Annotated in this window: 25 protein-coding genes; 14 read left to right on the forward strand and 11 right to left on the reverse strand. The window is 66.2% G+C overall.

The window, feature by feature from the left end; translation table 11 throughout:
* Window positions 1-5 precede the first annotated feature (5 nt).
* From ACSHZY_RS02550 to ACSHZY_RS02560, 3 genes are read right to left on the reverse strand one after another with little or no spacing between them, the layout of a single operon-like run.
* Complete coding sequence (locus ACSHZY_RS02550) at window positions 6-1142, reverse strand: murein hydrolase activator EnvC family protein (protein WP_435164939.1); 1137 nt, start codon at window positions 1140-1142, stop codon at window positions 6-8.
* Window positions 1139-2647 carry a 2,3-bisphosphoglycerate-independent phosphoglycerate mutase gene (gpmI, locus tag ACSHZY_RS02555; protein ID WP_435164942.1) on the reverse strand — a complete coding sequence of 503 codons (1509 nt, stop codon included), beginning with the start codon at window positions 2645-2647 and terminating at the stop codon, window positions 1139-1141. Before gpmI ends, ACSHZY_RS02550 begins: the two co-directional genes overlap by 4 nt.
* A 56-nt stretch (window positions 2648-2703) precedes the next feature.
* Window positions 2704-3570, reverse strand: a complete 867-nt coding sequence (locus ACSHZY_RS02560; protein ID WP_435164945.1) for a rhodanese-related sulfurtransferase — start codon at window positions 3568-3570, stop codon at window positions 2704-2706.
* A 114-nt stretch (window positions 3571-3684) separates the two neighbouring features.
* Here ACSHZY_RS02560 and pncA point away from each other — a divergent pair, with 114 nt between their 5' ends.
* From pncA to ACSHZY_RS02585, 5 genes are all read left to right on the forward strand, one after another.
* Window positions 3685-4278, forward strand: a complete 594-nt coding sequence (gene pncA, locus ACSHZY_RS02565) for a bifunctional nicotinamidase/pyrazinamidase (RefSeq protein ID WP_435164948.1) — start codon at window positions 3685-3687, stop codon at window positions 4276-4278.
* Window positions 4279-5571: a nicotinate phosphoribosyltransferase gene (gene pncB, locus ACSHZY_RS02570; protein WP_435164951.1), complete on the forward strand. Its 1293-nt coding sequence runs from the start codon at window positions 4279-4281 to the stop codon at window positions 5569-5571.
* 5 nt (window positions 5572-5576) lie between these two features.
* On the forward strand, window positions 5577-6047 hold the full coding sequence (locus ACSHZY_RS02575) for an RNA pyrophosphohydrolase (RefSeq protein ID WP_435164954.1): 471 nt from the start codon (window positions 5577-5579) through the stop codon (window positions 6045-6047).
* A 122-nt stretch (window positions 6048-6169) separates the two neighbouring features.
* Entirely contained in the window at window positions 6170-6823 is a 654-nt protein-coding gene (locus ACSHZY_RS02580; protein ID WP_435164957.1) for a peroxiredoxin, read from the forward strand.
* A gap of 51 nt (window positions 6824-6874) precedes the next feature.
* A complete protein-coding gene (locus ACSHZY_RS02585; protein ID WP_435164960.1) occupies window positions 6875-7564 on the forward strand; it encodes a fumarylacetoacetate hydrolase family protein in 690 nt (229 codons plus the stop codon).
* Here ACSHZY_RS02585 and ACSHZY_RS02590 read toward each other — a convergent pair.
* Window positions 7546-8943 carry a metallophosphoesterase family protein gene (locus ACSHZY_RS02590; RefSeq protein WP_435164963.1) on the reverse strand — a complete coding sequence of 466 codons (1398 nt, stop codon included), beginning with the start codon at window positions 8941-8943 and terminating at the stop codon, window positions 7546-7548. The genes ACSHZY_RS02585 and ACSHZY_RS02590 overlap by 19 nt on opposite strands.
* 108 nt (window positions 8944-9051) lie before the next feature.
* Between ACSHZY_RS02590 and ACSHZY_RS02595 the strand changes: the two genes are divergently transcribed.
* The 7 genes from ACSHZY_RS02595 (at window position 9052) to ACSHZY_RS02625 (ending at window position 13610) form a co-directional block, all read left to right on the forward strand.
* The gene (locus ACSHZY_RS02595; protein WP_435164966.1) at window positions 9052-9666 is read left to right on the forward strand and encodes a ribonuclease D; all 615 of its coding nucleotides are present in this window, start codon (window positions 9052-9054) and stop codon (window positions 9664-9666) included.
* Complete coding sequence (locus ACSHZY_RS02600) at window positions 9647-10600, forward strand: KpsF/GutQ family sugar-phosphate isomerase (RefSeq protein WP_435164969.1); 954 nt, start codon at window positions 9647-9649, stop codon at window positions 10598-10600. The genes ACSHZY_RS02595 and ACSHZY_RS02600 overlap by 20 nt, the downstream gene beginning before the upstream one ends.
* 1 nt (window position 10601) lies before the next feature.
* A complete protein-coding gene (locus ACSHZY_RS02605; protein ID WP_435164972.1) occupies window positions 10602-11207 on the forward strand; it encodes a hypothetical protein in 606 nt (201 codons plus the stop codon).
* Window positions 11208-11221: 14 nt separating this feature from the next.
* Window positions 11222-11707, forward strand: coding sequence for a lipopolysaccharide transport periplasmic protein LptA (lptA, locus tag ACSHZY_RS02610; RefSeq protein WP_435164975.1), 486 nt, complete (start codon window positions 11222-11224; stop codon window positions 11705-11707).
* Window positions 11704-12435 (forward strand): LPS export ABC transporter ATP-binding protein, encoded by a 732-nt coding sequence (lptB, locus tag ACSHZY_RS02615; RefSeq protein ID WP_435164978.1) that lies wholly within the window; start codon window positions 11704-11706, stop codon window positions 12433-12435. Before lptA ends, lptB begins: the two co-directional genes overlap by 4 nt.
* 110 nt (window positions 12436-12545) lie before the next feature.
* Window positions 12546-13121, forward strand: a complete 576-nt coding sequence (hpf, locus tag ACSHZY_RS02620) for a ribosome hibernation-promoting factor, HPF/YfiA family (RefSeq protein WP_435164980.1) — start codon at window positions 12546-12548, stop codon at window positions 13119-13121.
* Between the two features lie 24 nt (window positions 13122-13145).
* The gene (locus ACSHZY_RS02625) at window positions 13146-13610 is read left to right on the forward strand and encodes a PTS sugar transporter subunit IIA (RefSeq protein WP_435164983.1); all 465 of its coding nucleotides are present in this window, start codon (window positions 13146-13148) and stop codon (window positions 13608-13610) included.
* On the opposite strand, the gene ACSHZY_RS02630 is transcribed toward ACSHZY_RS02625, so the two are convergent.
* The 7 genes from ACSHZY_RS02630 to cysQ form a co-directional block, all read right to left on the reverse strand.
* Complete coding sequence (locus ACSHZY_RS02630; RefSeq protein ID WP_435164985.1) at window positions 13607-15004, reverse strand: nodulation protein NodH; 1398 nt, start codon at window positions 15002-15004, stop codon at window positions 13607-13609. The two genes, ACSHZY_RS02625 and ACSHZY_RS02630, sit on opposite strands and share 4 nt — an antisense overlap.
* A gap of 1 nt (window position 15005) precedes the next feature.
* Window positions 15006-16703 carry a DUF5927 domain-containing protein gene (locus tag ACSHZY_RS02635; protein WP_435164988.1) on the reverse strand — a complete coding sequence of 566 codons (1698 nt, stop codon included), beginning with the start codon at window positions 16701-16703 and terminating at the stop codon, window positions 15006-15008.
* Entirely contained in the window at window positions 16700-17668 is a 969-nt protein-coding gene (locus ACSHZY_RS02640) for a glycosyltransferase family 2 protein (protein ID WP_435165449.1), read from the reverse strand. Before ACSHZY_RS02640 ends, ACSHZY_RS02635 begins: the two co-directional genes overlap by 4 nt.
* 110 nt (window positions 17669-17778) lie before the next feature.
* Window positions 17779-18849, reverse strand: coding sequence for a glycosyltransferase family 2 protein (locus ACSHZY_RS02645; RefSeq protein ID WP_435164991.1), 1071 nt, complete (start codon window positions 18847-18849; stop codon window positions 17779-17781).
* Between the two features lie 4 nt (window positions 18850-18853).
* A complete protein-coding gene (galU, locus tag ACSHZY_RS02650) occupies window positions 18854-19747 on the reverse strand; it encodes a UTP--glucose-1-phosphate uridylyltransferase GalU (protein WP_435164994.1) in 894 nt (297 codons plus the stop codon).
* A 138-nt stretch (window positions 19748-19885) separates the two neighbouring features.
* Window positions 19886-20677 carry a 3-deoxy-manno-octulosonate cytidylyltransferase gene (locus tag ACSHZY_RS02655; RefSeq protein ID WP_435164997.1) on the reverse strand — a complete coding sequence of 264 codons (792 nt, stop codon included), beginning with the start codon at window positions 20675-20677 and terminating at the stop codon, window positions 19886-19888.
* Complete coding sequence (gene cysQ / locus ACSHZY_RS02660) at window positions 20677-21468, reverse strand: 3'(2'),5'-bisphosphate nucleotidase CysQ (protein ID WP_435164999.1); 792 nt, start codon at window positions 21466-21468, stop codon at window positions 20677-20679. Before cysQ ends, ACSHZY_RS02655 begins: the two co-directional genes overlap by 1 nt.
* Before the next feature lie 120 nt (window positions 21469-21588).
* Here cysQ and ACSHZY_RS02665 point away from each other — a divergent pair, with 120 nt between their 5' ends.
* Window positions 21589-22413 carry an ABC transporter permease gene (locus ACSHZY_RS02665; protein WP_435165002.1) on the forward strand — a complete coding sequence of 275 codons (825 nt, stop codon included), beginning with the start codon at window positions 21589-21591 and terminating at the stop codon, window positions 22411-22413.
* A 125-nt stretch (window positions 22414-22538) separates the two neighbouring features.
* Window positions 22539-23171, forward strand: a complete 633-nt coding sequence (gene rimP / locus ACSHZY_RS02670) for a ribosome maturation factor RimP (protein WP_435165005.1) — start codon at window positions 22539-22541, stop codon at window positions 23169-23171.
* Window positions 23172-23185 lie beyond the last annotated feature (14 nt).

Raw genomic sequence — 23185 nt, forward strand, 5'->3', positions numbered from 1 at the left:
TCGTCCTATTCTTGCCCAAGCCCGGCGAACCAGACGGCCGGATCGACCGGCCCGGACCCCTGGCGCAATTCCAGATACAGCGTTTCCGTACGTCCTGAATCCTGTGGTTCAGATCCCTGTTGATGGGCAGTCTGATCCAGAAAGTCCACCAGACCCTGATCCCCGCCCGGCATCAAGCCCAAAGCCGCCCCCGCGGGCACGACCTCACCCACTTGGCCATACACCGTTTCCAGGCCCGCGATCACCATCAGATAGCCGTCTCCCGGCTCCAGGATCATCACATTTCCGTAGTCGGTGAGCGGCCCGCGATAGCGGATGGTCGCGGCGGCCGGGGCCGTCACCAGCGCACCGGGCGTCGTGGCCAGGATGATCCCCGGCCGCCGCACGCCCGCCGCGTCCGGTTCGTTCGCGCCCCGGATCAGGACGCCCTGCGCGGGAAGGGGAAGGTGGCCCTTGGCGTTCACGAAGCCCGGCGGCATTCCGGCGGGGTCCAGCTGCGCGGCAAAGCTGTCCAGCGTTTCCGAACTTTCCAGAAGCGCGCGCAGCACGGCGGGATCGTCGGTGAACCGGCGCGGAAGGTCCGTCCGGTCGGAAATCGCCTGCCCCAGCGCCACGCGCGCCTGCTGCGCCACGCCCAGACCCTGCGCCAGCGTTTCCACCGCCGCCTGCTGGACGGCCTTCAGCGTGTTCAGCTCGGTCAGCTCTGATTTCAACTCTTCCGCTTCGGCCTGAAGGGCGGGCGTCACGTCGGCCAGGATCATACCGGTGCGGGCGGTGGCCAAGGGGCCGCCCGGATGCAGCAGCAGCATCGGGCCCGGATCCCCTTCCATCCGCGCCAGCGCCCCCAGCAATTGCGAGATCTGGGCCCGCTTCGCCGCCTGTTCGGCCGACAAGGCAGCCTCGCGCGCCGCAACGCCCCGCAGGCTTTCCCGCAGGGAGGCGAGGCCCGTTTCATAGGCCCCGATGGTGCGGGTCAGCGCCGCCACGCGGTCGCGGCCCGTCTGGGCGGAGCGCATGTCCTCCACCGACTGCCGCAAGGAGGCCGCGGCCTCCTGCGCCTGTCCGGCCACATCCGCGGCCAGCGCCGGCGGCGCCATCAGGCCCAGCGCGAGGGTGGAAACAAGGGCCGCGCGTCGGATCATGCGATCAGGGCCTCGCCCGTCATCTCGGCCGGTTGGGGCAGGCCCATCAGCTGCAGCAGCGTCGGCGCGACATCGGCCAGCCGCCCGTTGCGCAGCGCCGCCCCTTCGGGCCCCCCGAACAGGATCGCGGGGACGAGGTTCGTGGTGTGCGCCGTGTGCGGGCCGCCCGTCACCGGATCGACCATGGTTTCGCAATTGCCGTGATCGGCGATGACCAGCATTGCGCCGCCCGCCTGTTCCAGTGCCGCCAGCGCCTGGCCAAGGCCGGTGTCCACAGCCTCGCAGGCGGCGATCGCCGCGCTCAGGATGCCGGTATGGCCCACCATGTCGGGGTTGGCGAAGTTCACGACGATCAGGTCGTAGCCGTGCCGGATGGCGGCCACGAGCTGTTCGGCCACCTCGGGCTCCGACATCTCGGGCTGAAGGTCGTAGGTGGCGACCTTGGGCGATTTTGGCATGGCGCGGTCTTCGGCGGCAAAAGGCTGTTCGCGCCCGCCGTTCAGGAAGAAGGTGACATGGGGATACTTCTCGGTCTCGGCCAGCCGGAACTGGGTCTTGCCTTGTGCGGCCACCCATTCCCCCAGCGTGTTCACCAGCGTCTGCTTGGGATAGGCCGTGGTCATGAAGGCGTCATGGGCCTTGGAATAATCGACCATCCCCAGCACCGACGCCCAGCGCACGGCGCGGCGGGGGGCGGCCTCGAAGGCGGGATCGGCCAGCGCCGACAGGATTTCCCTCGCACGGTCGGCGCGGAAGTTCAGGCAGAAGACGCCGTCGCCGTCCTTCGCCCCCGGGTAAGCGCCGATCACCGTGGGCGCGATGAATTCGTCCGTTTCCCCGCGCGCATAGGCGGCGTCGATCGCCCCCATGGCCGTGGCCGCCCGTTCGCCCTCCCCCTCCACCATCGCCTGCCAGGCGCGCATCACCCGTTCCCACCGCGTATCACGGTCCATCGCGTAGTAGCGGCCCGACACGGTGCCGATCGTCACGCCCGCCGGAAGATCGGCCAGAACCTGCGCCATGAACGCGCGGGCCGAAGAGGGGGCCACGTCCCGCCCGTCGGTGATGGCATGCAGGACCACCGGCACGCCCTGCGCCGCCACCGCGCGGCAGGCGGCCAGCACATGCACCACATGCCCATGCACCCCCCCGTCCGAAATCACGCCCATCAGATGCGCCGTCCCGCCCGAAGCCTTCAGCCTGTCGATGAACGCCAGCAGCGCCGGGTTCGTGAAGAAGGTCCCGTCCTCGATCGCCAGATCGATCTGGCCCAGATCCATTGCCACCACGCGGCCGGCGCCGATGTTGGTGTGGCCCACCTCGGAATTGCCCATCTGGCCGCGGGGAAGGCCCACATCGGGGCCAAAGGTCACCAGCGTCGAATGGGGGCAGGTGGCCATCAGCCGGTCCATGTTGGGCGTGTTCGCCAGCGCGGGGGCGTTCGCCTCCCGCTCCTCGCGCAGGCCCCAGCCATCAAGGATGCAGAGAACGACGGGTTTGGACATGGAGGGCCTCCTTGGTTCGCCCCCGTTGTAGGGTGCGGGCGAAAGCCCCGCAACCGTCAGCCGCGTTGCCGCTGCCGCATCCGGAAGCGGTCGCGGTCCGTCTCGCTGTATTCGCCGATGCAGCGGGGGCAGGAGACGCCTTCCTCGTAATCCGGATGCGCCTTGGCGTCCGCGCCCACGGGCCGCCCGCAGGCGTGGCACATGCCGTACCGCCCCTGCCCCAGCGCATGCGTGACCGACACGCGCTTGTCGAAGACGTAGCATTCGCCGTTCCAGAGGCTCTGCTCCTCCGGCACCTCCTCCAGATACTTCAGGATGCCGCCCTTCAGGTGGAACACATCCTCCACCCCCTGCCCCAGAAGGTAGTTGGTGGACTTCTCGCACCGGATGCCGCCCGTGCAGAACATGGCCACGCGCTTGTTGTGGAAGCGGTCGCGGTTCGCCTCCCACCAGGCAGGGAACTCACCGAAGGACGTGGTTTGCGGATCGACCGCGCCCTCGAACGTGCCGATCTCCACCTCGTAGTCGTTGCGGGTGTCGATAACGACGACGTCGGGCTGACGGATCAGGTCGTTCCAGTCCTTTGCTTCCACGTAATGGCCCACGCGGGCGCGGGGATCGACGTCAGGCTGACCCATGGTCACGATCTCGCGCTTCAGGCGGACCTTCAGGCGGTCGAAGGGCAGCTGCGCGGCGGTGCTTTCCTTCCACTCCAGATCCGAACACCCCGGCAGGGCGCGAATGGCGGCCAGCACCGCGTCGATGCCGGTGCGGGGGCCGGCGATCGTGCCGTTGATCCCTTCGCCCGCGATCAGAAGCGATCCGCGCACGCCCCCTCCTTCCGCCACGGCGCGCAGAGGCGCGATCAGGGCGGCGGGATCCGCAAAGCGGGTGAAGTGATACAAGGCGGCGACGGTGAACATGGCCGCCAGATGCGCCGAAGCGGTCCGAAAATCAAGGGCCCCGCACGACCCGCCATTGACGCCACCGCAGGACCCCCCTACCCATCATGGGCCTTTCAGGGAGGAGAGGGACCGATGGACGCGCTGATCGTCATCGACGTGCAGAACGATTTCTGCCCCGGCGGCGCCTTGGCCGTGGCCGGCGGCGACGCCATCCTGCCCCGCGTCAACGCGATGATGGGCGCCTTTCCCGTTCGCGTGCTGACGCAGGACTGGCATCCGGCCGGGCATTCCAGCTTCGCCTCGGGCCACGGGCTTGCACCTTACGGCACAATCGAGATGCCTTACGGCCCGCAGGTGCTGTGGCCCGACCATTGCGTGCAAGGCACGGCGGGCGCCGATTTCCATCCCGATCTGAACACGGACGCGGCGGACCTGATCCTGCGCAAGGGCTTCCGCCCGGCCATCGACAGCTATTCCGCGTTCTTCGAGAATGACCGCACCACCCCGACGGGGCTGGAGGGCTATCTGAGGACCCGCGGCGTGACGCAGGTGACGCTGGCTGGCCTTGCCACAGATTTCTGCGTGGCGTTTTCCGCGCTGGACGCGGCACGACTGGGCTTTGCGACCCGCGTGGCGATGGGCGCCTGCCGCGCCATCGACCTGAACGCATCGCTGGAGGAGGCGACGGGCCAGATGCGCGCCGCCGGAGTGGAGCTGGAGGACTGAATGGTCGATATCGCGACCCGTGTGCACAATCACAAGTGGAAGATCGACCCGATCGTCCGTTCGCTGATCGACACGGACTTCTACAAGCTGCTGATGTGCCAGTCGATCCTGCGCAACCGCCCCACGACGGTGGTGAAGTTCAGCCTGATCAACCGCACGAAGTCGATCCGCCTGGGCGACCTGATCGACGAGGGGGAGTTGCGCCAGCAACTGGACCATGTCCGCAGCCTGCGCCTGACTCGCGGCGAATCCACCTGGCTGCGCGGCAACACCTTCTATGGCAAGCGCCAGATGTTCAGTTCCGACTTCATGGAGTGGTTCGAGAATCTGGAACTGCCGCCCTATCACCTGGAAAAGAAGGACGGCCAGTACGAGCTGACCTTCGAGGGCACCTGGCCCGAGGTGATGCTGTGGGAGATCCCGGCACTGGCGATCCTGGTCGAACTGCGGTCCCGCGCCGTCCTGGAACGCATGGGCCGGTTCGAGATCCAGGTACTCTACGCCCGCGCCATGTCCAAGCTTTGGGAGAAGATCGAACGGCTGAAGAAGATCGACGGGCTGCTGATCGCCGATTTCGGCACGCGCCGCCGCCATTCGTTCCTGTGGCAGGACTGGTGCGTGCAGGCGATGCGCGAAGGGCTGGGGCATTCGTTCATCGGCACCTCCAACTGCCTGATCGCCATGCGGCGCGAGGTGGAGGCCATCGGCACCAACGCCCACGAACTGCCCATGGTGCTGGCCGCCCTGGCCGACAGCGACGAGGAACTGGCCCAGGCCCCCTATCGCGTCATGGCCGACTGGCACGAGGAGCATGAGGGCAACCTGCGCGTCATGCTGCCCGACACCTTCGGCAGCGAAGGCTTCCTGTCCCGCGCGCCCGACTGGCTGACCACCTGGACCGGCATCCGCATCGATTCGGGCGATCCGGCGGCCGGGGCGGAACGCGCCATCCGCTGGTGGCAGGAGCGTGGAGAGGATCCGCGCGACAAGCTGGTGATCTTCTCGGACGGGCTGGACGTCGACAAGATCGAGGAGCTGCACGCGCAGTTCACGGGCCGCGTCCGCGTGTCCTTCGGCTGGGGCACCATGCTGACCAACGATTTCCGCGATCTGGTGCCCGATGGCGCGCTGGACCCGTTCAGCTTGGTGTGCAAGGCCGTGTCGGCCGACGGCCGCCCCACGGTGAAGCTGTCAGACAATCCCAGCAAGGCGCTGGGCCCGGCCGATCAGGTCGCGCGCTACAAGCGCGTGTTCGGCGTGGGCGAACAGGTCGCCATGGATGTGAAGGTGTAAGAACGATGACGGACCTCCCCTATCGCCCCTGCGTGGGCGTGATGCTGATCAACGACCGGGGCGAGATCTTCGCTGGCCGCCGCATCGACAGCGATGTTCCCGCCTGGCAGATGCCCCAGGGCGGCATCGACAAGGGCGAAGACCCGGAACCCGCCGCCTTGCGCGAACTGTGGGAAGAAACCGGCATCACCGCCGATCTGGTGGAAATGATCGACCGGACCGAGGATTGGGTGACCTATGACCTCCCGCCCGAACTGCTGGGCAAGGTCTGGAAGGGCAAGTATCGCGGGCAGAAGCAGAAGTGGTTCCTGTTCCGCTTCAAGGGCTCGGACGACCAGGTGAACATCGCCAGCGAGCATCCGGAATTCGCCGAATGGCGCTGGATCGACGCAAAGGCGATGGTCGCGGGGATCGTTCCCTTCAAGCGGCAGGTCTATGAACAGGTGGTGGCGGCGTTCCGTCCCCATCTGGCCTGAGGGAAACCCGTTCCACGCGGCGGGACCGGCGCAGGGCGAACGCTCTTTTTCGCTGGCGGGTGGTGCATTGCGTGCAGGGGCGGTCTACCCTTTCGGCACAATTTCGCAAAACGGAGATGTCCATGTCGATCCGCATCAACGATGTCGCCCCCGACTTCACGGCCGAATCCACCGCCGGCACCATCCGGTTCCACGAATGGCTGGGCGACAGCTATGGCCTCGTCTTCAGCCATCCGCGCGACTTCACCCCCGTCTGCACCACCGAATTCAGCGCCGTGGCGCAGCTGGCCGGCGAATGGGCCAAGCGCAACACCAAGGTGATCGGCGTCTCCGTGGACACGGTGGACGAACACCAGAAGTGGAAGCGCGACATCGAGGCGGTGGCCGGCAATCCCGCCGACTTCCCGATCATCGACGACACCTCGCTGGCCGTGTCCAAGGCCTATGACATGCTGCCCGCCGAATATTACACCCCCACCGAGGGCCGGACGCCGGCCCACACGGCGACGGTGCGGACGGTCTACCTGATCGGGCCGGACAAGAAGGTGCGGCTGACCCTGTCCTACCCCATGTCGGTGGGCCGCAACTTCGCGGAAATCCTGCGCGCGCTGGACGCGGTGCAGGCCACCGACGGCGTGCCGATCGCCACGCCCGCCAACTGGCAGCCCGGTCAGGACGTGATCGTGGCCTTGTCGCTGAACGACGAACAGGCCAGGGAACGCTTCGGCGATCTGGACATCAAGCTGCCCTATCTGCGTTTCGCCAAGCAGCCTTGAAACCCGCGCGCCGCTGACGCAGGCTCCTCCGGCATACCGGAGGAGCCGCACATGACCCTGTTTCCCACGAAGTCCTATCCGACCCTGCCCGTTCAGGGTGAAACCGACGCCTATCCGGTGCACCGCATCTTCTGCGTGGGCCAGAACTATGCCGATCACGCCGCCGAGGTCGGATCGACCGTCGACACCGAGGCGCCGTTCTTCTTCCTGAAGGACGCGCAGGCCATCGTGCCGACCGGCAGCACCCTGCCCTATGCCCCCGGCACCGAAAACCTGCATTACGAGATCGAGCTGGTGATCGCACTGGGCGCCCCCCTGTTCCGCGCCACCGAGGAGGAGGCGCAGGCCGCGATCTACGGCTATGGCGTCGGCCTCGACATGACGCGGCGCGATCTTCAGGCGGTGGCCAAGAAGAAGGGCCGCCCGTGGGACTTCGCCAAGAACTTCGAGCAGTCGGCCGTGATGGGCCCGATCACCAAGGCCGACGCCTTCACCCTGGCCAACCAGCGCATCTGGCTGAGCCTGGACGGCGAGATGCGCCAGGACGGCAAGGTGTCCGACATGGTGCGGGGCCCGGTGGAGGTTCTGGTCTACCTGTCGAAATTCTACCACCTGCAACCGGGTGACCTGATCATGACGGGGACGCCTGCCGGCATCGGCGCGGTCGTGGACGGCAGCAAGGTTGAAGGCGGCGTGGACGGGCTGGACGGCGTGACCGTCACCTATTCCGCCGCCGAATAACCCTGCACGAAGGCCGTCAGGCGGCGCGTCAGCGCCGTCAGCGGATCCGGCGACAGGCGGCGATACAGGCGCAGCCGTTCCTCCGGGATCGGGGCGCCCTTGCGCAGGTGATACCAATCGTCCGACACCTGCCGTGCGGGCAGGTCGGCGATGCGGGCCGTCTCCAGCCCCTTCAACGCGGCCTCGGGCCATTCGGGGCGGTAGTAGCGCCACACCATCTGCGCCTCGTAATGCGCTTTCAGGAAGGCGCCATAGTCATCGGTCGGCAGCGCGCCGCCGTAGGGATCGCCGTCGATGAAATCGGCCGGGCGCACCAGATGGGTGACCAGCCCCTCCGGCCCCAGCGTGCGGTAGGCGCCGGGCCATGTGACGGGTGACGGCACGGCGTGATTGGCCAGCACGCGCCCATCCGGGCCGCCCAGCCGAACATCGGCGTTCAGGTGGTAATGCGCGGTCACCACGCGGCCGATGCCCGTCTGGCGCAAGGCCTCCGCCACCGCGTCGCGCTGGGCGTCCGGCGCCCCGCCTCGCAGCGGCAGGTCCAGCGCCAGCACGCGATCCGCAGGCTCCAGCATCGGATAGTGGGACATGGCGATCAGGCGCTTGCCGCCGTCCCGTGCCCGTGCCGCCACGTCCGTCATCCAGTCCAGCAGGTAAGGCCGGTCGCGCACCACGGCCGCCCAGCCCTGATGGTTCGGATCGGCCAATCCCTCGATAGCCCCCTTCGCCGCGCCCGGCACGAAATGGTTCGCGTCCAGCGACAGGATCCAGACGCCCTCCACCGGCTCCACCAGATAGCTGGCGTCGATCTGGTTGTTCGGGCCATAGGTGCGCCGGACCCAGTCGGCGCTGCCGAAGGGGCTTTCCCAGTGCAGGTCGCGCGGATCGGGGGTGAAGCCCAGACCGGGCAGCAGGGCCAGCGCCTCGGGGTAACCCAGCGCGCGCATGCCGGGATCGTGAACCTCCCCCGCCGTGGGCTGGCTGGACCGGCGCTGTGTCCTGTCGCCGACGACATAGCCCTGCGTCAGGTGCCGTCCCTTCATCCCGAACATGTCGTGATTGCCGGGCACCATCAGGAAGCGCATGCCCCGCGCCTCGTGCTCGGCGAGGATGGCACGGGCGGTGCGCAGGTCCGTTTCCTGCCCGTCATCGGTCAGATCGCCCAGCAGCAGCACCAGCGCCGCGCCCTGCGCCTCCATCCCCGCCAGCGTTGCGCGGAAGGCGGGCACGCTTTCGTTGAAGACGCGGGTGGAAGCCATCACCTCCTCCAACGGCCGAAGGGCGGGGCCGTCGACACCCGGAAGGCGCGTGGCGTGCACATGCGGATCGGCCAGAAGGCCGATGCGGTGGCGATAGGGGTCGGGTGCGCTGTGCGTCATGGCGCGGCCTTACGACATTCGCGTGACGGCCCGATGACAGCCACCACTTCCTTGCGGTCGGACGGCAAAGCGCATAGCTGAAAGCAAACCTTCTGCATCGGGGCAACCATGACCATTCACCTGCACAGGAACGATCTGCCCGACGGCCTGGACCTTGGTCCCGTTGTCGCGATCGACACGGAAACCATGGGTCTGGACCCGCGCCGCGACCGGCTGTGCGTGGTGCAACTGTCGTCCGGGGACGGCAACGCGCATCTGGTGCAGATTGCCAAGGGTCAGACCGAGGCCCCGAACTTGGAACGGCTGCTGACCGACCCGGCGGTGATCAAGCTGTTCCATTACGGCCGCTTCGACATCGCCGCCCTGCAGAAGGCCTTCGGTGTGCGGACCGCGCCCGTGTGGTGCACCAAGATCGCGTCGAAGATGATCCGCACCTTCACCGACCGGCACGGCCTGAAATACTTGCTGACCGAACTGGTGGGCGTGGACGTGTCAAAGCAGCAGCAAACCTCCGACTGGGGGGCCGAGGAACTGACCGAGGCGCAAAAGGACTACGCCGCGTCGGACGTGCTGTACCTGCACGCACTGAAGGCGGAACTGGAACACCGCCTGCAGCGCGAGGGCCGGACGGAGCTGGCGCAGCGCTGCTTCGACTTCCTGCCCACGCGCGCGCAACTGGACCTGATGGGATGGGACGAGCCGAATGACATCTTCCACCACTGATTATCTTGCCACCGCCCGTCGCGTGATCGAGACGGAGGCGCAGGCGCTGACCGCCTTGGGCGTCGCGCTGGACGACAGCTTTGCCGCCGCGGTGGAGATGATCCTTGGCGCCAAGGGCCGCGTGATCGTGTCCGGCATGGGCAAGTCCGGTCACATCGGCAAGAAGATCGCGGCCACCCTCGCCTCCACCGGCACGCCGGCGCAGTTCGTCCATCCCGCCGAGGCGAGCCACGGCGATCTGGGCATGGTCACGGCCGACGACGTGGCGCTGGTTTTGTCCTTTTCCGGCGAAACGCCGGAGCTAGCCAACCTGATCGCCCACACGCGCCGCTTCGCCATCCCCCTCATCGGCGTCGCCGGGCGCGCGGATTCGACCCTGCTGCGGCAGGCGGACGTGGCGCTGCTGCTGCCTTCGGCCCCCGAGGCCTGCGGAACCGGTATCGTGCCCACCACCTCCACCACCATGACGCTGGCTTTGGGCGACGCGCTGGCGCTGGCGCTGATGGAGCATCGGGAGTTCACGCCCGAACATTTCCGCGTCTTCCACCCCGGCGGCAAGCTGGGCGCCCGCCTGTCGCGCGTGGCAGACCTGATGCACAACGACCTGCCGCTGGTGCCCATGGACATGCCCATGTCCGAAGCGCTTCTGGTGATGAGCGGCAAGGGCTTCGGCGTGCTGGGCGTGACCGAGAATGGCCGTCTGGTCGGCATCATCACCGACGGCGACCTTCGTCGCCACATGGCGGGCCTTCTGACCCACACCACCGGCGAGGTGATGACCCGCGGCCCCCGCACCATCGATCCGGATTCGCTGGCCGAAAAGGCCGTGGCCGTAATGCAGGACCGCAAGATCACCGCGCTGTTCGTCGTCAAGGGCGAGGTTCCCGTTGGCCTGATCCACATCCACGACTGTCTGCGGGCCGGGGTGGTCTGACATGGCGAAGATCACGGACCGACATACCCGAACCGTCGCTTGGCTGAAGGTCATCCTTCCGCTGGCGGCGCTGGTGCTGCTGTCCACGATCTTCCTCGTATCCCGCACGGTGAACCCCGACGCGGCCATTCCCTACGCCACGGTGGACGTGACCGGCCGCGCGATGGACCCGCGCCTGACCCTGCCCACCTGGTCGGGCGTCACCAGCGACGGCGCCACCCTGAACATCGCCGCCGCCGAGGCCCGCCCCCCGACCGACGAACGGGCCGCCAGCCTGTCCGCCCTGCGCGCCGATCTTGACACGCCGGACGGGGTGGAAACCCAGCTTCAGGCGGCCGCCGGCACCTTCGATCCCGAAATCGGCATGGTCACGCTGTCGGGGCAGGTGCGGATGCGCAATTCGCAAGGCTACGACATCAGCCTGCCCACCGTGACGGCCCGCACCGATGCCACGCAGGTCGTGGGCGAAGGCCCTGTCACCGGGCTTGCCCCGATGGGCCAGCTGACGGCGGGCGGAATGACGCTGACGGCCGAAGACGCCACCCGCGCCAATTACCGGCTGGACTTCACGGACGGGGTCAAGCTGATATACACTCCTAGGAACTGATCCCGGAATCCCCCATGCTGAAAACGTTCGTCCTGCTGGCCGCCCTGTCCTGCCCATCCCTGGTGCTCGCGCAGGCCGCGCAGATCGATCTTGGCGGGATGAGCCAGAACACTTCCGCCCCCGTCACCGTGGACGCCGACCGCCTGTCGGTCGATCAGGCCACGGGCGTCGCAACCTTCAACGGCAACGTGCGCGTCGTCCAGGGCGAATTGCGCCTGGCCGCCGACCAGGTCCGCGTCGAATACGGCGAGGCGCAGGGCGAGATCCGCACCTTGCACGCCGATGGCAATGTGACGCTGGCCAATGCGGACATCGCGGCCGAGGCCGAGCAGGCCGCCTATACCATTGAATCCGGCGTGATCGAGATGACGGGCGACGTGCTTCTGACCCAAGGGCAAAGCACCATCGCGGGCCAGAAGCTGACCATCGACGCCGCCGCCGGCACGGGCCGGATGGAAGGGCGCGTGCAGACCACCTTCCAGCCGGGCCAGTCGCAATGACCGGGTCCGGCCTGACCGTCCGCAACCTGCGCAAAAGCTACAAGCGCCGGCCCGTGATCCGCGACGTGTCGCTGCATCTGGACCGCGGGGAAGTGGTGGCGCTTCTGGGGCCCAACGGATCCGGCAAGACGACCTGCTTCTATTCGATCGCGGGCCTTGTGACCCCCGAAAGCGGCGAGGTGCTGATCGACGGGCGCGACGTGACCGCGCTTCCGATGTACCGCCGGGCGCGCCTTGGCATCGGCTACCTTCCGCAAGAGGTGTCGATCTTCCGCGGCCTGTCGGTGGAAGACAACATCCTCGCGGTGCTGGAGATTCGCGAGCCCGACCGCCACCGCCGCCGGGAACGGCTGGAGGAGCTCTTGTCGGACTTCTCCATCACCCATATCCGCCGCTCGCCCGCGCTGGCCCTGTCGGGCGGCGAACGCCGGCGGGTGGAGATCGCCCGCTGTCTGGCCGCCAACCCCTTCTACGTGCTGCTGGACGAACCCTTCGCCGGGGTCGATCCCATCGCCGTGGCAGAGATCCGGCACCTGGTGCAGGACCTGAAGCGGCGGGGAATCGGTGTGTTGATCACCGACCACAACGTCCGCGAAACGCTGGGCATCGTGGACCGCGCCTATATCCTGCATGACGGCACCATCCTGAAAAGCGGCAACACCGCGCAGATCATTTCCGACCCGATGGTGCGGCAGGTCTACCTGGGCGAAGCCTTCACGATGGCCTGAGCGAATCCTCCGTTTGTAACGGATCGGTGAAACAAGACTGGATTTCGTACAATGTATCCCCATCATTGAGTCATGGGCCTCAGGCGGCCCCGTGATCAAGGAGGATGACCATGCGCTACCAGATCAGTGGCAAGCAGATCGACATCGGCGACGCGCTTCAAACCCATGTGCGCTCCGAACTCGCCGAGATGATGGAGAAATATGCCCAGCGTCCCACGGAGGCCGTGATCTTCTTTTCCCGGATCGCCCATGAATTTTCCTGCGAGGTGGTGATTCACCTGTCTACCGGACTCGACATTTCGGCCAAGGGCCGCGCGACCGAGATCTATGCCGCGTTCGAGGCCGCGCGGGAGCGGATGGACAAGCAGGTCCGCCGCTACAAGCGCCGCCTGCGCGACCACCACCGCGACCGGACGACCCCGGTTGAATTCGGAGGCGCTTCCTCGTATATCCTCGCCCCATCCGAGGAGGCTGACGAACCCGAGGATCACGTGTGGCAGCCCATGATTATCGCCGAAACGGAGGGCCGCGTGCCCGCCATCACGGTGGGAGAGGCGGTCATGCAACTTGAACTTGGCGGACAGCAGATGCTTGTCTTCCGCAACGAAGGACACGGGGGCGTCAATGTCGTGTACCGTCGCGAAGACGGCAACATTGGATGGATCGACCCCCGCAACAGTCGATAAGGGCCGGTCACGGCCGAGGATGCTATGGAACTGAGCAAGATTCTCGCGCCGGGCGCGGTTCGCGTCACGGGTCACATGACCAGCAAGAAGCGCCTGTTTCAGGAACTGGGCGAACTTGCGGCCGGGGCCTATGGGCTGACGGCGGCCACGGCCACGGACGGGCTTCAGGAACGTGAAGGTCTGGGGCCCACCGGGGTGGGGCACGGCATCGCCCTGCCCCATGCCCGCCTGCACAACCTGCCGGGCATCCAGGGCGTGTTCCTGCGGCTGGAAAAGCCGCTGGACTACGACAGCGTCGACCGCCAGCCGGTCGACCTCGTCTTTGCCCTGTTCGCCCCAAAGGATTCGGGCGTGGATCACCTGAAGGCCCTAGCCTTGGTGTCGCGCACCATGCGCGACGCCGCCATCTGCCAGAAGCTGCGGGCCAACACGGACCCGGCCAAGCTGTATGCCATCCTGACGGAAGGTCGCGCCTCTCAGGCGGCCTAACCGTCGCGCCAGTCGCCGAAGCCGAAACCTTCGTAATCGCGAAGGTAGGCGTCGCGCGCCGCGGCCTCGATCTCGTCATCCACCAGCGTGGCCAAGGGGTAGCGGTCTGGCGCGGCGGCCGGCCCCAGCGCCGGGCATGGCAGATCCAGTTGCGAGGCAAGGAAGGCGAGACCTTCCGCCAGACGACCCTCGCGCAACACCAGGTCCGGGCTGCGGAAGCGCGAGAACGCCTCTAGCATCGCGGTCTGCGAGGCAAATCCCGCCTCGGCCCGCACGCCCGATTGTCCCGCCACATGCAGCTTCAGGAAGCGCAGGAAGGCCAGGAAGGCGGTCCGTTGCTCCTCGAACTCCATCACCGTGTCGGGGGCCGGCAGGGGAAGCGCGAAGCGGCGCACCAGCTGCTGCCGGATGCCCGGAAGACGGTTTTCCACGATCTGGGTGTTGAACGCCTCGTAGGCGCGGGCCAGTGGATGGCGCAGGACGGTGAAGCTGCGGACACTTCCCACCCTTTGGCGCCATTCGCCCAGCGCGCGCTGGTCCACCTTTTCCAGCAAGCCATCACCCAATGCCGACAGCCAGGCCGACACCTGATCGTCCGGCCCGTTGCGCATGGGCATGTACAGCGCCGGCGCCTGCGCCGCGGCCATGAAGGTGGGGACCGGTGGCGGGCGGCGCGGTTCGAAGTTCGGAATGCGAGAGAAGCCGAAGCGGTCGATCGCGGCCAGCGCCTCCACCACGCCTTCGGGATTTTCCAGCTTTTCCGACAAGGGTTCGGGGTTCTGCTTCTTCAGCTTGGTGTCCAGCGCTTCCAGCCGCCCCTCGATCCCCAGCCACCGGGCCAGACCGTTCAGGACGTCGATGTCCTGGATGTCTTCGTAGTCGATGTGGAAGGCGGTCTGCCCCGTCACGTGCAGCCGGTGCATCAGGTCGGCATAGAAGCGTCCCAGCGAATCGATGTGCCGTTCGAAGCCCGTCGCGTCGAAATGCACGCGTGCGCTGCGCAGCTTCCCCCCATGCGACAGCTTCCACTGCCCCGTCGATCGCGCGATCAGCAGCGAGACATAGGATTCCAGCGGATTGCGCGTCAGGATGATCTTGGCGCAGGTGGGGTCGTTCAGCACCGCCTCGGTGATGCGGGGGTCGTGGTCCTGGAACTGCCGGAAACCGGCCAAGCCTTCGGATTGCGCGCGCATGGCGGTCAGGACCGCCACGGGATCGGCGTCGCGCGCGGCCATGTCGAAGCCGAACATCTCGGTCTGGTTCAGCTTGCCGATGAAGCCGGGGTTGAACACCTCGCCGTGGCAGGTCAGGCCCGGGATGGCGTTCAGGTTCGCTTCCAGAAAGTTCGAGCCGGTCCGCATCGCTGCGAACATGACGAAACTGGTGAAGGTCATTTCAACTCACTAGATAAGGACGGCTCTGCTGATCGTCGCTGTGGAACAGGTCGTTGGCGGGATAATCCCCCATGACCAAAGGTTGCATGCCATGATTTCGCAGGCTTTGAAGAAACGCGCCAAAGCCGGTCAGGTCCACCAGTGGCGGGACCGAGGTGACGCGCGGGCGCAGACGCGGGGCGGTGTCCTCCACCACGGTCTGCAACGGCTCCATCGGGTGGTCCAGAAATTCGGCAAGGGACCAGATGCGGACGCGGGCCTTGACCCAGTGTTGGTTCAGAAGGTCCAGAAGCTCCATCTCCACCCGTTGCAGGCGGGCGGCTTCGCGGCGGATCTCCTCGAACGGCTGACCGGAGCGGTAGAGCGGCACGGCCCAGGCGCCCGTGATGATGGCAAAGCGGGCGTTCGGATCGGCCGCCATGAAGTCGTTGACCTTCTGGTTGTCGCACGGCCCGAACATGAAGCACTGGTGTTCGGGGCGCGTGTTCCAGATCAGGTTCGTCAGGAAGCTTTTCGGGTTGTAGTCGCGCAGGCGCGCGCTGTCCGACAGCCCGCCGCGATAGACCGACTCCCCGCCCGCGAACTCCACCCGATCGGGTCCGAAAAGGTGGCCGTGCACGCGGGTTTCCGTCACATGGGTCAGCCATTCCGTGAAGCCGGGCATGACGTCGGAAAACCCCTGGAAGACCGAATAGGACACGGCGGTCTTGCCGTTTTCGAAGTTGTTCGTGGGGAACCGGCTTTGCATGTAAAGCCCTGCCCGCCCCTTCAGGCGGCGTTCCTTTGCGGCCGTGAACAGCCGGTCGATCCGCCCTGGATTGGGCTCCGCCCGTGGGGCGCCCGTCTTCTGGGGCCGCAGGAAGGCATCGTACAGCTTGTCGGCGTGGGGCCAGGCCTTGCGCGCGGCGAAATAGTCCGACCGGCGCAGCAGCGACAGGTGATCGTCATAGAAGATGTGCGGCTTGCCCTGATGGTCGAACTTGAACAGCGTCAGGGACCGGCTTTCGATGGCTTTGGAATAGCGGCGCACCAGTGTCTGGAAATAACTTTCGTCCGGAATCCAGACCCGCCGGAAGTACGCGTCGTGACGGGACCGGTCCGGGCTTTTCAGGATCGCTTCCAGCGTCGGGCGCGACAGGCACCACCATTGGCTGCCCAGATGCGGCACAAGCCCTTCGGGCACCCGCCTGCGCACGCGCAACCGCCGCTGCGCGCGCACGGCCAGATCGAACAGCCGCCGGTGGCGCCGCCACGAGAAGGGGAAGAAGAACTGGAACCGTTCGATGTCCAGACCGCCGACGGTCCAGCCCACCTCGCGCGTGGTGACGGATTCGATGAAATCGGTGCCCGGACGTTCCGCCAGATAGGCCGCCAGATCCGCCGCCGGTCGCAACGGCAAACACGCGCCCGAGGCGAGGAAGACATGCTGCACCTGCGGAAACTCCCGCAGCATCAGGGCGGAGGCGTCCTGCGTCGCGGCGACGAGGTTCCAGCTGCCCCAATGGCAGCGATGCCGGGGGCTGAAGCGGATCAGCTTGCGATAATCGGCCAGCGCGGTCCGCATCTCGCGGAAGGCCCGTGGCCGGATGCGGGCGTCGACATGGATCACCACCGGACAGCCCTGCTGCGCCCAGTGGCGGGCCACTTCGGCCGCCCGGTCCAATGCGGTGTGGCACAGCATGACGAAACCGACGCTCATGCCCAGTTTCCCTTCGACATGAGGCCCAGGATCTCCAGCTGCCGCCAGTTGACGTATTGCTCGCTCCACCGGGTCCAAAGATCGGGTTCCTGTGCCATCCGTTCCTTGTAGGCGATGTATTCGCGGCTTTGGGCGTAATGCTCTCCGCGGCGGATCTCCTCCTCGGCCTTGGCGCCGAAGGTGTCAAGGAACTTGGCGTGCAGCAGGCAGGCGGAGGCCTTCTCCCCTCCCCACCGGTCATAGACGTTGTTCAAACCGCGGGGCAGCATCATGTGGGTGGAACTGACATAGGCGTAGTTGCGATGCCAGCGCACCAGCGGGATCTTGTTCAGCGCGGGCGCCGACTTTGGCGCGTCGGCAAAGAACGCCCGCCCGCGCGGCCCGCCCTGGATCCACAGGTTGCCGTATTGCCCGTTGCGGCTGATCAGGTAGTTGCCGCTGTCGAACCAGCTCGCGATCTCGAACGGGTCCTGCCCTTCGTGGTAGGGCCGTGCCCCGATCGGGCCCTTGGGATACATGTCCAGCAGCATCGCCGACATGGACCGGATCGAGCAGCTTTCCAGCCAGTCCGTCAGCGCCCGCAGGGGGCGCATGTCGCAGAAGGGATACACGAAGAATTCGTCCACATCGACCGTCAGGCACCAGTGGCCATGCGCGTGGCGCCGTTGCAGGCCGTTCAGCCAGTCCACCCCGAAATGCGCCCGCTTGTAGCTGTCCTTCGTCCCCCAGACCGAGATGTCGTCCTGCCGGGCCAGATACTCGCGCGAGCCGTCGTGGCTGTTGTTGTCCACGAAGAAGAAGTGATTGACCCCCATCCGGCGGTAGTAGTCCAGAAAGAAGGGCAGCCGGACACGTTCATTGCGCAGGGTGCAGAACAAAAGGATGTCGCCCCGCTGGATCCGCCCCGTGCGGTTGGCCACGACTGACAGGTCGCTGGCCCGCCGGCGGGCGCGCAGGTGCCACATCTCCCGACGCAGGCGCAGCTGGAGTGTCGAAACCAGACCCACGCTCAGCCCCTTTCCGGTTTGCGGATGGGTGAAGTGGTAGTGTCAGGGCGGAACCTTGTAAACACGCCTTAAACCCATCCTCCGCGCGACATGAGGCCAAGGGCTTCCAGTTGCCGCCACCCGGTCAGCCGCCGGGCGTGGGGATGCCAAAGATCCGGATCGGCCGCAACGGCGTCGTAATATCCCGCGTAAAGGGAACCATCGAAGAAATGCTCCCCCCGCTTCTTTTCGATGATGGCACGCGCCGGGGCGGAGTCGAGGAATTTTGTGTGCAGAAGAACCCCCGACGGCCACTCTCCGCCATCCTCGGCGTAGAAGCGATTCAGGCGGCGCGGCAGCGCGGAGTGGGTGGAGTTCACATAGGCGAAATGCCTTTGCCAGCGGATCAGCGGCACCTTGTTCAGCGTCGGTCCCCGTTGCGGATCGTCCAGAAGCGCACGGCTGCGCGGGCCGCCCTGAATCCAGAAGTTGCGCATTCGCGGCTGCACCTGAAGCCCGTAATTGCCGGCGTCGAACCAGCACAGGGTGCGCAGGGGATCGTCCGGATCGCCCGCCGTCCCGATCGGTCCCCTGGGGTACAGGTCCAGCATCATCGCGGGAAACATGTCCTGGCCCGACGTCTCCAGCCAGCCGGTCAGGGCGCGCAGGTCGCGGCTGTCGGAATAGGGATAGACCAGCAGCTCGTCTGCATCCAGCGTCAGGCACCAGCGGCCATGACCGTGCCGGCGCTGCAGCCACGTCGTCCAGTCCAGCCCGAAGCGCGCGGCCTTGTAACCGGCTTGGGTGGACCACAGCGACACGTCCGGCTGGTCCAGCAGGCAGTCGACCGTGCCGTCGTCGCTGCCATTGTCCACGATCAGGAAGTGGTCCACGCCCAAGGCACGATGATGCCGCAGGAAATGCGGCAGCCGCGCCCGCTCGTTGCGGACAGAGGAAAAGCACAGGATGGCACGGGGGGACAGCGTGGGGGTAAGGTCACGCAGGGACGTCAGGTCGTTCCCGCTGCGTTCGGCCTGCCGCAACAGGCGTCTCCGTTTCCACCACAATCCATAAGCGATGCGCCACTCGCGGGGCGAATGGCGCATCGGAGGCAGGTCCAGCAGGGAAACGGGCGGGGCTTTCGGGCTCCGCCAGATCACGTGCTTATTGCGCCGCCTTCTGGGCCGCGACGATGTCGTTCAGGAACAGGCTGAATTCGTCCTTCAGATCGTCGCGGGCCAAACCGAAGGCCACGGTGGCCTGCAGGAAGCCGGCTTTCGAACCGCAGTCGTAGCGCTGGCCACGGAAGCGGAAGCCGAAGACGTTGTTCGAAGTGGTGATTTCCTTGGCGATGGCGTCGGTCAGCTGGATTTCCCCGCCTGCGCCGGTTTCCTTCTTGTCCAGCGTGTCGAGCACGGAGGGCGTCAGGATGTAGCGGCCGATCACGGCCAGGTTCGACGGCGGGTTGGACTTCGGCTTTTCGACCATGCCCTTGACGCGGACCATGTTGCCCATGTCCTCGGACACGTCGAGGATGCCGTAGGACTTCGTCGCCTCGACCGGGACTTCCATCGCGGCCACGATGTTGCCGCCCGTTTGTTCATAGGCCTCGACCATCTGCTTCAGGCAGGGGGTGTCGCCGGTGATGACGTCGTCGGGCAGCATGACGGCGAAAGGCTCGTCACCGATCAGGCGGCGGGCGCACCAGACCGCGTGGCCCAGGCCAAGGGCGCGGTGCTGACGGACATAGGCGATCTTGCCATCGTCCATGTTCGTGTTGTTCAGAATCTTCAGCAGGTCGTCCTTGCCCGAAGCCTTCAGCGACGCCTCAAGGGTGGGCGACACGTCGAAGTAATCTTCCAGCGCGGATTTCCCGCGAGACGTCACGAAGATAAACTCCTCAATCCCGGCTTCGCGCGCTTCGTCGATCGCGTACTGGACCAGAGGACGGTCCACCAGGGAGAGGATCTCCTTGGGAACGGATTTGGTGGCCGGAAGGAAACGTGTTCCCATACCAGCGACCGGGAAAACGGCTTTCGTGACCTTCTTGATGCTCATGACTCTCACATATTGGTGACATCGGCGATGCCAGTAAGCGGATTTCGTATCGCCTTGACAAGCACGGGAACGATCCGACCGGAAGGATAGAGGGACCGTGCCCGAATTCAAGGGCACTGCCGCGAAAGTTGTAACGACCTATCCGGCGCGGGCCAGCATCGCCTCGATCCGGGGCACGTCCTCGGGGTTGTTCAATTCCCAGAACTCGCGCCCGCGGGCCTCCACCTCGACGCACAGGATGCGGCGGCCGTTTTCCAGAAAGCGCAGCTGTTCCAGCCCTTCCAGCGTTTCCAAGGGGCCGATGTCCCAGCCGGGATAGGCCGCCAGCGCGTCGGGCCGGTAGGCGTAGACGCCGACATGGTGGAACACGGGCGTCGCCGCGTCGTCGGCATAGGTCTGCCCGGTATAGGGAATGACTTCCTTGGAGAAGTAGAGCCCCCGCCCCCCGGTCCCGAACACCGCCGTCGTGCCGCCTACGCGGCCGGCACGACGGTCGGCCAGCAGCCCGTTCAGGGCCGCCCCGTCGCAGCGCAGCACGGGGGTCGCGATTTCCGCATCCGCGTCGGCGCGCAGGCCGGCCACCAGATCCTCGATGAACCAGGCGGGGGTCAGCGGCGCGTCGCCCTGCAGGTTCACCACGATGTCGTGACCGGGAAGCTTCGCCGCCACCTCGGCGCAACGCTCGGTCCCGTTGCGGCAGGACACGGAGGTCATCACAACCTCGGCCCCGAAACCTTCGGCATGTTCGCGGATGCGGTCGTCGTCGGTGGCCACGACCACGCGGTCGGCGCCCTTCACGGCCATCGCGGCGTCCCAGCTGCGGCGGATCAGGGTCTTGCCCTGCCCGTCCGGGCCGCGCAGGCAGACCAGCGGCTTGCCGGGATAGCGAGTGGACGCGTAGCGGGCGGGAATCGCGATCAGGACCGACATCACTTCAGCTCCACACCCGGGGCGTGGGCGATGAAGAACGGGTTGTCCCAGCCCTCCTTGCCATAGGCCAGCGGCGTGTGGTCGTCGAAACGCACCACGTGACCGCCCGCGCCGCGCAGCACGGCGTCGCCGGCGGCGGTGTCCCATTCCATCGTGCGGCCCAGACGCGGATACAGGTCCGCCTCTCCGGTCGCGACAAGGCAGAACTTCAGGCTGGATCCGGCGCTGGTCATGTCGCGCACGCCGTATTTCGCGATGTAGTCGTCCGTTGCCTGATCCCGGTGCGATTTCGACGCGACCACCATCAGGGCCGCGTTGTCGGGGGTGGACACCTTCAAGGGCGTCACGTCGCCCACGATGTCCTTGTGCAGGGGACCCATCTCCTCCACCGAGGTGCCATCGGCCTGGGTGTAGAACAGGCGTCCCTTGGCCGGCGCGAAAACCACGCCGCGCACGGGCACGCCGTTTTCCACATAAGCGATGTTGACGGTGAAGTCGCCGCGGCGCTGCACGAACTCCTTCGTGCCGTCCAGCGGGTCCACGATCAGGAAGGTGGAGGCGGTCAGGGCGTGGCTGTCGGCCTGTTCCTCGGTGATCAGGGTCACATCGGGAAAGGCCGCGCGCAGCCCTTCAGAAATCAGGGCGTCCGCCGCTTCGTCCGCCGCTGTCACGGGGCTGTCGTCGGATTTGGCCCGCACGTCGAAATCGGGCGAATCATAGATGTCCATGATCCGGTCGCCGGCTTCCAGCGCAAGGCGGCGCAAGGTGGGAATGAGGGTTTGAAAGTCCATCGTCGTCTCCATCTGTGCCGTCGCGACATGAGGCGCGTTGATCGTGGCGCCCGCTCCCCTTATCATCAAGCCCGACGCCTTCGGCAAGCTCTCCGCCGAAAACCCATGGAAGGGGACGCCATGTTCCAGATCGAACTGAACCGCCGTTCCACCTTCGCCGCCATCCTGCGCACGGGGGAAGTGGTGTTCCACGCCACCGTCCGGCACATCCGCAAGGGATCGGGCAACGCCATCATCGGCCTGCTGATGAACATGCTGGGCACGATCATGATGGTCACGGCCTTCACGGTGCTGATGTCGCTGTCGGGGCTGAAGGGCGGCGCGATCCGGGGCGACTTCATTCTTTACGTGATGTCGGGCATCTTCCTGTTCATCACTCACACCCAGACCATGGCCGCCGTGTCCCGGGCCGAGGGGATGACGTCGCAGATGATGAAGCATTCGCCCATGAACCCCGTGGTGGCGATCCTCGCGGCGGCGCTGTCGCAGCTTTACGTGCAGCTGCTGTCGGCGACGGTGGTGCTGTACATCTACCATGCGGCGGTGAACCCGATCCACATCGACGAATGGCAGGGCATGATGGGGATGTTCCTGCTGGCATGGGGCAGCGGCGTGGCGATCGGGATGGTCGCCTATGCCTTCATGCCCTGGGCGCCGCGGACCGTCAGCATGATCGTGACGCTGTATCAGCGGGTCAACATGATCGCGTCGGGCAAGATGTTCCTCGCCAACTCCCTTCCCGCGATGATGCTGGTGATGTTCGACTGGAACCCGCTGTTCCACATCATCGACCAGAACCGCGGTTTCATCTTCCTGAACTACCTGCCGCGCAACACGAACATCACCTATCCGCTGATCGTCACGCTGGTGTTCTTCATGATCGGGCTGATGGGCATCTTCTACACCCGCAATTATGCGTCGGCCAGCTGGAACCAGCGCACCTGAGCTTGCGTCGCGGCGCGATCCGCACTATATGAACCTTCATAGCGGCGTGTCGGTGTCCAAACCCGACGCTCCACCGGATGAATATGCGGGCCGCTCGGGCCCGCTTTTTTGTTTCTGGAACCCTCATGACCACCGACCTCATTGCCAAGACCGCCATCGACCGGCGCCTCGCCGAAATCGTGACCCCCACGATCGAAGGACTGGGGTTCGAACTGGTCCGCATCCGCCTGATGGGCGGCCGGACCCGCGTGCTTCAGATCATGGCCGACAAGCCCGAGGGTGGGATCGATGTCGATGACTGTGCGCAGATCTCCACCGCCGTCTCGGCCGTGCTGGACGTCGAGGACCCGGTGGAGGACAATTACGTCCTCGAGGTGTCCTCGCCCGGCATCGACCGGCCGCTGACGCGCCTGAAGGACTTCGACATGTGGGCCGACTACGAGGCGCGCGTGGAAACGACCGAGCTGATCGACGGGCGCCGCCGCTTCAAGGGCTTCCTGCGCGGCACCGAAGGGTCCGAGATCCTGATCGAGATCGAGGAATCGGGCGAGATCCTGACCATCGGGCTGGAGTTCGACTGGCTGTCGGACGCCAAGCTGATCCTGACGGACGAGCTGATCGCGGAAATGCTGCGCCAGAAGAAGGCCAGCGGCGTGTTCAACGAAGCCGACTTCGACGAAGTCCAGACCACCGATTCCGATGATGCGGGCGAAGAGGACGAAGACGATTCCTCCGACACCCCCCCTACCCGGCACTGACCCGAAAGGCCTTC

The organism is Falsirhodobacter sp. 1013 (assembly GCF_051195255.1).
Taxonomy (GTDB): Bacteria; Pseudomonadota; Alphaproteobacteria; order Rhodobacterales; family Rhodobacteraceae; genus Falsirhodobacter.

Bases quoted from the DNA above. Each gene is read 5' to 3' on its own strand.
- rimP (WP_435165005.1), top strand. From the start codon at position 22,539: ATGACCACCGACCTCATTGCCAAGACCGCCATCGACCGGCGCCTCGCC.
- ACSHZY_RS02585 (WP_435164960.1), top strand. From the start codon at position 6,875: ATGACCCTGTTTCCCACGAAGTCCTATCCGACCCTGCCCGTTCAGGGT.
- hpf (WP_435164980.1), top strand. From the start codon at position 12,546: ATGCGCTACCAGATCAGTGGCAAGCAGATCGACATCGGCGACGCGCTT.
- galU (WP_435164994.1), bottom strand. From the start codon at position 19,747: ATGAGCATCAAGAAGGTCACGAAAGCCGTTTTCCCGGTCGCTGGTATG.
- lptB (WP_435164978.1), top strand. From the start codon at position 11,704: ATGACCGGGTCCGGCCTGACCGTCCGCAACCTGCGCAAAAGCTACAAG.
- ACSHZY_RS02665 (WP_435165002.1), top strand. From the start codon at position 21,589: ATGTTCCAGATCGAACTGAACCGCCGTTCCACCTTCGCCGCCATCCTG.
- pncA (WP_435164948.1), top strand. From the start codon at position 3,685: ATGGACGCGCTGATCGTCATCGACGTGCAGAACGATTTCTGCCCCGGC.
- ACSHZY_RS02550 (WP_435164939.1), bottom strand. From the start codon at position 1,142: ATGATCCGACGCGCGGCCCTTGTTTCCACCCTCGCGCTGGGCCTGATG.
- ACSHZY_RS02605 (WP_435164972.1), top strand. From the start codon at position 10,602: ATGGCGAAGATCACGGACCGACATACCCGAACCGTCGCTTGGCTGAAG.
- pncB (WP_435164951.1), top strand. From the start codon at position 4,279: ATGGTCGATATCGCGACCCGTGTGCACAATCACAAGTGGAAGATCGAC.
- ACSHZY_RS02560 (WP_435164945.1), bottom strand. From the start codon at position 3,570: ATGTTCACCGTCGCCGCCTTGTATCACTTCACCCGCTTTGCGGATCCC.
- ACSHZY_RS02590 (WP_435164963.1), bottom strand. From the start codon at position 8,943: ATGACGCACAGCGCACCCGACCCCTATCGCCACCGCATCGGCCTTCTG.
- gpmI (WP_435164942.1), bottom strand. From the start codon at position 2,647: ATGTCCAAACCCGTCGTTCTCTGCATCCTTGATGGCTGGGGCCTGCGC.
- lptA (WP_435164975.1), top strand. From the start codon at position 11,222: ATGCTGAAAACGTTCGTCCTGCTGGCCGCCCTGTCCTGCCCATCCCTG.
- ACSHZY_RS02640 (WP_435165449.1), bottom strand. From the start codon at position 17,668: ATGTGGCACCTGCGCGCCCGCCGGCGGGCCAGCGACCTGTCAGTCGTG.
- ACSHZY_RS02575 (WP_435164954.1), top strand. From the start codon at position 5,577: ATGACGGACCTCCCCTATCGCCCCTGCGTGGGCGTGATGCTGATCAAC.
- ACSHZY_RS02595 (WP_435164966.1), top strand. From the start codon at position 9,052: ATGACCATTCACCTGCACAGGAACGATCTGCCCGACGGCCTGGACCTT.
- ACSHZY_RS02630 (WP_435164985.1), bottom strand. From the start codon at position 15,004: ATGACCTTCACCAGTTTCGTCATGTTCGCAGCGATGCGGACCGGCTCG.
- ACSHZY_RS02580 (WP_435164957.1), top strand. From the start codon at position 6,170: ATGTCGATCCGCATCAACGATGTCGCCCCCGACTTCACGGCCGAATCC.
- ACSHZY_RS02625 (WP_435164983.1), top strand. From the start codon at position 13,146: ATGGAACTGAGCAAGATTCTCGCGCCGGGCGCGGTTCGCGTCACGGGT.
- ACSHZY_RS02600 (WP_435164969.1), top strand. From the start codon at position 9,647: ATGACATCTTCCACCACTGATTATCTTGCCACCGCCCGTCGCGTGATC.
- ACSHZY_RS02655 (WP_435164997.1), bottom strand. From the start codon at position 20,677: ATGTCGGTCCTGATCGCGATTCCCGCCCGCTACGCGTCCACTCGCTAT.
- cysQ (WP_435164999.1), bottom strand. From the start codon at position 21,468: ATGGACTTTCAAACCCTCATTCCCACCTTGCGCCGCCTTGCGCTGGAA.
- ACSHZY_RS02635 (WP_435164988.1), bottom strand. From the start codon at position 16,703: ATGAGCGTCGGTTTCGTCATGCTGTGCCACACCGCATTGGACCGGGCG.